The 6,422-nt window shown below is 28.8% G+C and carries 8 protein-coding genes; 7 read left to right on the top strand and 1 reads right to left on the bottom strand.

Features of this window, described 5'->3' with window-relative positions:
• The first annotated feature begins 608 nt into the window (after positions 1-608).
• Positions 609-1,463: a toxin-antitoxin system YwqK family antitoxin gene (locus tag H603_RS0114460; protein WP_026709285.1), complete on the top strand. Its 855-nt coding sequence runs from the start codon at positions 609-611 to the stop codon at positions 1,461-1,463.
• A gap of 169 nt (positions 1,464-1,632) precedes the next feature.
• Positions 1,633-2,160: a hypothetical protein gene (locus H603_RS0114465; protein ID WP_026709286.1), complete on the top strand. Its 528-nt coding sequence runs from the start codon at positions 1,633-1,635 to the stop codon at positions 2,158-2,160.
• A 276-nt stretch (positions 2,161-2,436) separates the two neighbouring features.
• Here H603_RS0114465 and H603_RS0114470 read toward each other — a convergent pair whose 3' ends face one another.
• Positions 2,437-2,649 carry a hypothetical protein gene (locus H603_RS0114470; RefSeq protein WP_026709287.1) on the bottom strand — a complete coding sequence of 71 codons (213 nt, stop codon included), beginning with the start codon at positions 2,647-2,649 and terminating at the stop codon, positions 2,437-2,439.
• A 30-nt stretch (positions 2,650-2,679) separates the two neighbouring features.
• Here H603_RS0114470 and H603_RS0114475 point away from each other — a divergent pair, with 30 nt between their 5' ends.
• The 5 genes from H603_RS0114475 (at position 2,680) to H603_RS0114495 (ending at position 5,993) form a co-directional block, all read left to right on the top strand.
• Complete coding sequence (locus tag H603_RS0114475) at positions 2,680-3,441, top strand: hypothetical protein (RefSeq protein WP_026709288.1); 762 nt, start codon at positions 2,680-2,682, stop codon at positions 3,439-3,441.
• Positions 3,438-3,662, top strand: coding sequence for a hypothetical protein (locus tag H603_RS0114480; RefSeq protein WP_026709289.1), 225 nt, complete (start codon positions 3,438-3,440; stop codon positions 3,660-3,662). The genes H603_RS0114475 and H603_RS0114480 overlap by 4 nt, the downstream gene beginning before the upstream one ends.
• A gap of 3 nt (positions 3,663-3,665) precedes the next feature.
• A complete protein-coding gene (locus tag H603_RS0114485; protein WP_026709290.1) occupies positions 3,666-4,457 on the top strand; it encodes a hypothetical protein in 792 nt (263 codons plus the stop codon).
• Positions 4,458-4,619: 162 nt separating this feature from the next.
• A complete protein-coding gene (locus tag H603_RS0114490) occupies positions 4,620-5,300 on the top strand; it encodes a hypothetical protein (RefSeq protein WP_157510455.1) in 681 nt (226 codons plus the stop codon).
• 213 nt (positions 5,301-5,513) lie between these two features.
• Positions 5,514-5,993, top strand: coding sequence for a hypothetical protein (locus H603_RS0114495; protein ID WP_026709292.1), 480 nt, complete (start codon positions 5,514-5,516; stop codon positions 5,991-5,993).
• The last annotated feature ends 429 nt before the right edge of the window (positions 5,994-6,422 follow it).

A 6,422-nucleotide genomic window follows, 5' to 3' on the forward strand; every position in this document is an offset into this window, starting at 1 on the left:
GCCGTTTGGCAAGATTGCGAATTTGGCGGTAAATTCACGTGTACGTTTCGCAGGAAATTATATCTTTAACGGAAAATATAAGGTTACGAAGTTCGCAACCTCGCCAAGCGGCAAAACGTTATGGTAAATAGCTCTTTGGACGTGCTCAACTAATGTGATTTTAATTTTTTTAAGTGATGACTAAAAAAGTTTACAGTAAGCTGCCGGAAATAAAAACCTAGAGCAGCAAAATTAATTGTTGCCGATATTGAATACAGAGCTACTCTAAAGACATTTGATAGCGGATTTTTTTTTGTATTTTTTCGAGATTTAGGAGAAGTTTGATTCCACAGTATTAAAACTATCGAAAGCGTAAAATTGAAATGACGGAGAAATAAACTGGAATCGACAATAGAAACGTCCAACCTTATGTGCCTAGCATACGTGTCGCTACATACCATAACACACGTTTGTGGTTATTGCGGAATTTAGTGGAATTATCGTTTTTTATTAGTATTTTCGTTACACCGAAAATACTCGTCTTCGATGTCCGCAACATCCACAAGCGCGGGGACGTTAGCCATAATTATAAAAAACCTTACTGAAACCAACATAATTTGAAAATAAACTTGACAAAATATATTTTACCAATACTCTTAGTTTCTTTACTTTGTTCATCTTGCAAAAAGAAAACAGTTATTGAAAGTGAATTAAATTTGATTGGTTTAAAACCTGAAACTTTTAAATTAATTGACACAACATTTTATGATAGCAAAAAGATAAGATCATTACGATTTATAAAAACTAAAACTGAATATATTGATGTTTTCTTCTACGAATCAGGAAAAAAGAAATCTATTGGACCAATAAAAAAAAATCAATGTCATAATAAATATATTGATTGGTATGAAAATGGAAAAGATAAATGGACAAGAGAATATTTTTATGGAAAGCAAATTGGAAAAAGTATTGAATACCAAGAAAATGGTAATTTAAAACAAATTAATGATAATGATAAAAAAGAAATAACAGAATATTGGCAAAATGGTAATCCAAAAATGAAGTTTATAGAAGGAGGTTTGCAATATTTTTATTATTCAAATGGTAACTTTTTAGACAAATATGATCCTATAAATAAAACCGAATACCTTGTGAAATTTTTTAATGAAAACGGAAAAATTGTTTTTTCAGGAAATTCTAAATCGAACATTCTTTATAAGAATAATGATAAATATAATGGGAAAATAATCTGTTTTTTCAATAATGGAAAAATTTCCCATTTTGAAGAAATAATCAATGGAGTTAATGAAGGTAAATTCTACAGTTATTATGGAAATGGAATCTTAAAATTTGAAGGGGATTATAAAAACGGGAAAGAAGTATTTTATAAGTGTTATTTTGAAAATGGAAAAGTAAACTTTATTAGAGACGCCAAAAATAAGACATTTACACAATGGAATGAAAAAGGGGAAATCATAAAATAACTATGGCTAACAGCTGTTTTGATATAGCTGGAATTTAGTGGAATTTCCGTTTCGCATCAAGTTTTCGTTAAGCCGAAAATTGAGCGTTTACGAACTTCCAGCCATCTCAAAGCAGCGAAACGTTGGCAGTAATTATACCGCAGAATCAGGAATCGAAATCTAAAAAGCAATGAGAAAATTGGAAATATTTTACGTTTTAGCTTTACTAATTTTATTAAATTCATGTACAGAAAAAACAAGTTCATTAAAAACTTTCATTTTTTCCAATGAATCGATGCCTTTTGATTATTCAATAAAACTAAATTCTCATGATTCAATTTATCTTCAAACAAGATTTCCCAATCCTGAAAAAGATGAATATGGAATCTTAAGAGAAAAACAAAAAGACTCTTTATTTAATTTGCTTGATAATATTGATTTTTCAAAATATAAGACGAGTTATACGGACGAACATTTACAAGATGGTGAAGCTTTTAGGTTTATAATAAAACGTGATGAAAAAATAGATTCAATTTTTATTTATGGCGATAATGGTCCAGAAGAATTTTATGAACTTGCAGAAAAAATCAAAATATTAATAAGCAAAACGGAATTCACTAAATTAAATAAAAAAGTAGATTTCGAAAAATTAAATTATAAAATGCTTCCACCTCCTCCACCGCCGCCGAAGATTGAAAAGATAATCTATAAAAAATAACTACTGCCAACCGCTGTTTTGATATAGCTGGAATTTAGTGGAATTGCCGTTCCGCATCAAGTTTTCGTTAAGCCGAAAATTGAGCGGTTACGAACTTCCAGCCATCTCAAAGCAGCAAAACGTTGTGTGAGATTATAAAGAACCAACGTGCTAAAAACAACCAAAACAGAATGGATAACAAAAGAATTTTTGAACTAATACAAAATCTAGGTTTAGCCCTAACAGACTATGAGCATATATGGACTAACGAATTAAGAAAAGAGTATGAAGAAGTTACTACTTACCTTTCTTCTTGTTAGAAAAGTTTCTATCGTAAGGAGATTTATTGGTCGGTGCTAAAGACAAACCTAAAGAACTTACTTTTGCTCTTATTGCATCTTCAGTTCTTCCTAGTTTAAAAGCTATTAATCCTGTTGGCGTATTCCCTTTTATAAGAGCGATTAGTGTTTGAACATCATTAGCTGTCCATGATTTACCTTGATTTTGCATAATATATAAATTTAATTAGTAACAAATATAATGAATAAGATAAAGAATTTCTTCTTTAATAAGATAGAAGCAGGTAAGCCAACAAATTTTTCTGATTTAGTAAGTTCCTTTATATTTGGAGGGTTGAAAATTTTTATATTTTTTATGCTTAATGGTATAGTTAGTAGTTGGCTTTTCATTAATGATTACGAAAGTGAGTATAGATTTATATTTTCAATAATATCAAGTATAATAACTTTATCTATATTGCTTTACATTTTAGCAAATAGGATACCTAATCAATTTAGAATTTTTAAAAATTATTTAAATACAAATAAATTAAATAAAAAAAGCACCAAACCTATTAAAATAAACACTATAAACTACAAACAAATGAATTTTTTAGATTTTTTAAAACACAAAAGAAACCTTATTATAAAGTTTCTTATAATTAATGTTATAGCTTTATTTGTAAATGTTTTTCATATTGAGGGAGTTTTCCACACTGAAGGTTGTGAGAGTTCCTCACAAACTAAACACGCACTATTTACAAAAGAAACAGTAACAATATATGACAATCCGTACAATGAAGAAACGTCAAATAGTTCAAGTGGAGGAATGGAAATTTTTTCCAAAAGTAATTTTTATCCATTTGTTCCATTCTTTAAACACAGTTTATTTAACGGCAAAAGTTATTGTTCTAATTCTTTTTACGGCATTTTTGCATTTTATGACTACTCTGAATTTATAGCATACTTTTTTCTTTTATTTATTGTACTTTATTTTTATTGGGATAAAAAAGTAAGAGTATGATTTGGAATAAAATTTGTTGTATATTTGATAAACTAAAACTTTTGATTATGACAGCTGTCCTAAACATATTTAAAAAATCTAAAAAAGCAACTTCAACAGTAAAGACTACAGAAGTCAGAAGTGCTTTAGTTAGATTAGTTAATAGAATTGATACAACTGACGGGAAAAGCAAAGTTCTGAAAATTGGAGATAAATATTTTAGAGTTCGTGAACTTGGATAAAATATGAACATAGCTTTTACTTCGATACTTCTTTTTATAATATTAGCTCCAGGACTTTTATTCAGAATCTCTTATAACTCTTCAAAATTAAGTGTGAGAGACCCAAATAGAAATTTAGTAAATGACTTAACTTGGTCTATACTTCCTTCAATTATATTACATACTTTTTCTATATTTTTAGTTGAGTTATTTTCCACATACTTTATTGATTTCAAACAGTTGGGTAATTTACTTTTAGGAGTCACTTCATCAAATAAAACGGAAGAGAGTTTTATTCAATTAAGGTGTTTTTTCTATCCAATCTTTTTCTATAATATAATTGTTTTTATCTCATCTATTGTATTGGGCTATTTGGCAATGAAGTTAGTACGTAAATTAAATTGGGACAGAAAATACAGATTTTTAAGATTTTCAAATAAGTGGCATTATATTTTTACAGGAGAATGTCTTGATTTTCCAGAAATTCCAGATGAATTCAAAGAAATAACGGACAAATATGTAAATGTTCTTTGCAAAGTTAACGGTAAAAGTGTTCTATATTCAGGAGAATTTTTTAATTATTACGTAGATAGTAAAGGAGATTTAGAAGCTGTCCATTTAAAACTTCCCGAAAGGAGGTATTTAGAAAACGATGCGGAAGATAAGAAAGACTATTATAAAATACCTTCAAAATATTTAGTAATTCCAAATTCGGATATTATAAACATTAACTTCAAATATATGAGTTCAACTGAAGTTACAGTAATAGATTTAACAGAAGAAGAAAAACATAATTTGATTGAATATCCCATATAACAAAATCAAAACCGAAGAATAACCTCACACAACAGCCGTTTGGCAAGATTGCAAAATACAGTGGAATTACCGTTCCGCTATGAGATTAATTATTAACAAAGACAGTTTGGATTCACGAAGTTTTGCAACCTCGCCAAGCGTCAAGACGTTAGCTTACATATTATGAAAATAGCTGTAACAATCATATTATCAATAATTTCACAACTTTGCTTGGGTCAAAATTGTATTTGCATAACTCGACCCGAATTGAATGAAATTATTTCTTGTGAAAAAACTATTTTTAAAAATGGAGCTAAAATATATCGAGAATTTAATTGCGACTCTTCTTGGGTTATATTTGAAAGCGAAAGTAAGAAAAAGAAAATACTTTTTTCATTAGATAAAGACTTAATCGAATTAACTGGGAGATTAGGATTTGCTAATTGGATAGAATATAAAAATTCTTTTATAGTAGAATATCATAATGTTTCTGGATGCTGTGACCCTTATGAATTCAAATTATTTGATAAAACTAGTGGAAAAAAAATAGCAGAACTCGGAAGAGAAATATACCACAGCGAAAATCAGAAATATCCATACTTTGTAACTATTGACAACAAGAACTCTAATTTTTTATCTTTTTTAAATTTAAACACAAATAAGATTTTTAAAATAAATTTACCGAATGGAAAAATTGAAAATACTTTAAAAATCACAAACGGAATTTTTTCAGAGACTTTATTTGATGAAGGACAAATTATAAATGGTGTCTTTGAAATTAAATACAAGTACATGGAGAATGGAAAAGATAAAAAATGGTTATTTGGAAAAATCACTGTTGACTTAAAAAAATACGTAAGCTAACAGCCATTTAGCAATATTGCGAGTTTTGTGGTAAATTCACGTTTACGTTTCGCAAGATTTTTTATCTTTAGCGGAAAATAATCGGTCACGAAGTTCGCAACATCGCTAAGTGGCAAAACGTTACCAGCAATTATGCGTGTTTCCGCCTAAAAAAAGAAGATTTTTGATTATAAAAAATGGATTTGTTAACACTAAAAGAAAAGGTTTTTTAATATGAAAAATAAATTTATAATCCTCATTGGAATATCTTTTTTACTTAATGGTTGTAAAATACAATCTAAATCAAATCTTTTACTTTATATTAATCGAGTAAACCAATTAGAAATTCTAACTGTGGATGACAAATGTGGAGAATGGGGTGGAAATGAAAAAATACTTACAATTTATAGAGATAATTTAAAAGGGCAACTATTAGCTGACTATATTGAAAAAACTAAAAACTGTAAAAACGGAAAAGATCCTGAAATTACAGATTCAATTAAAAGAATTAAGCTAAATAACGAAGAAAGTGAATTAATTCTCGAAAGCATAAACGAACTTTGTGAAAAAAAATTAAGCAAAGAAGACATTCCAATTCATAGCGGAATATACAACCGAATTATGCTTCGTGATTCTACACTTATGATAAGCGATTTCCCATCTGTTGAATTAAAAAGTATAACTGATTTAATAACTAAATTGAAGAAGAAATAACTGCTGGTAACAGCCATTCCTATGTAAAGCATCGTTTAGTTATTAACAACTTTTGAGAGGGTTATATGTAAGGTGTTTTTCGAGTATTGAATTCTATCCCAATGGCTTATTGAAAAAGTTGGAAACAACTTTTTGTCCGCCGAAGGCTTAGGACTGAAAAAGTTATTCTAACTTTTTCAATAAGCCAAGAATTAATTCCTCTTTTGTTTCATATTGTTTCCTTTTATAATCTTAAAGCTCACACTCCTATATGTGGTCTGCTTTTGGCAGCCACCAGCATCAGTATGATTGTAAGACCCAAGAGCTTCGATCGAACTAGCGAAGCAATAAATAAAATAGCTACCGACTTTGAGATGTGGCTTCATTTAATTGAACCACCATGGCTGTTTTGTAGTCTATTTTTCTTGTATGATTGAGCTTGTTAAGAAG

The organism is Flavobacterium frigidarium DSM 17623, from assembly GCF_000425505.1.
Lineage (GTDB): Bacteria > Bacteroidota > Bacteroidia > Flavobacteriales > Flavobacteriaceae > Flavobacterium > Flavobacterium frigidarium.

Excerpts from the sequence above, each read along its gene's own strand:
- H603_RS0114470 (WP_026709287.1), bottom strand. The coding sequence starts at position 2,649 with ATGCAAAATCAAGGTAAATCATGGACAGCTAATGATGTTCAAACACTA.
- H603_RS0114475 (WP_026709288.1), top strand. The coding sequence starts at position 2,680 with ATGAATAAGATAAAGAATTTCTTCTTTAATAAGATAGAAGCAGGTAAG.
- H603_RS0114480 (WP_026709289.1), top strand. The coding sequence starts at position 3,438 with ATGATTTGGAATAAAATTTGTTGTATATTTGATAAACTAAAACTTTTG.
- H603_RS0114490 (WP_157510455.1), top strand. The coding sequence starts at position 4,620 with ATGAAAATAGCTGTAACAATCATATTATCAATAATTTCACAACTTTGC.
- H603_RS0114465 (WP_026709286.1), top strand. The coding sequence starts at position 1,633 with ATGAGAAAATTGGAAATATTTTACGTTTTAGCTTTACTAATTTTATTA.
- H603_RS0114485 (WP_026709290.1), top strand. The coding sequence starts at position 3,666 with ATGAACATAGCTTTTACTTCGATACTTCTTTTTATAATATTAGCTCCA.
- H603_RS0114495 (WP_026709292.1), top strand. The coding sequence starts at position 5,514 with ATGAAAAATAAATTTATAATCCTCATTGGAATATCTTTTTTACTTAAT.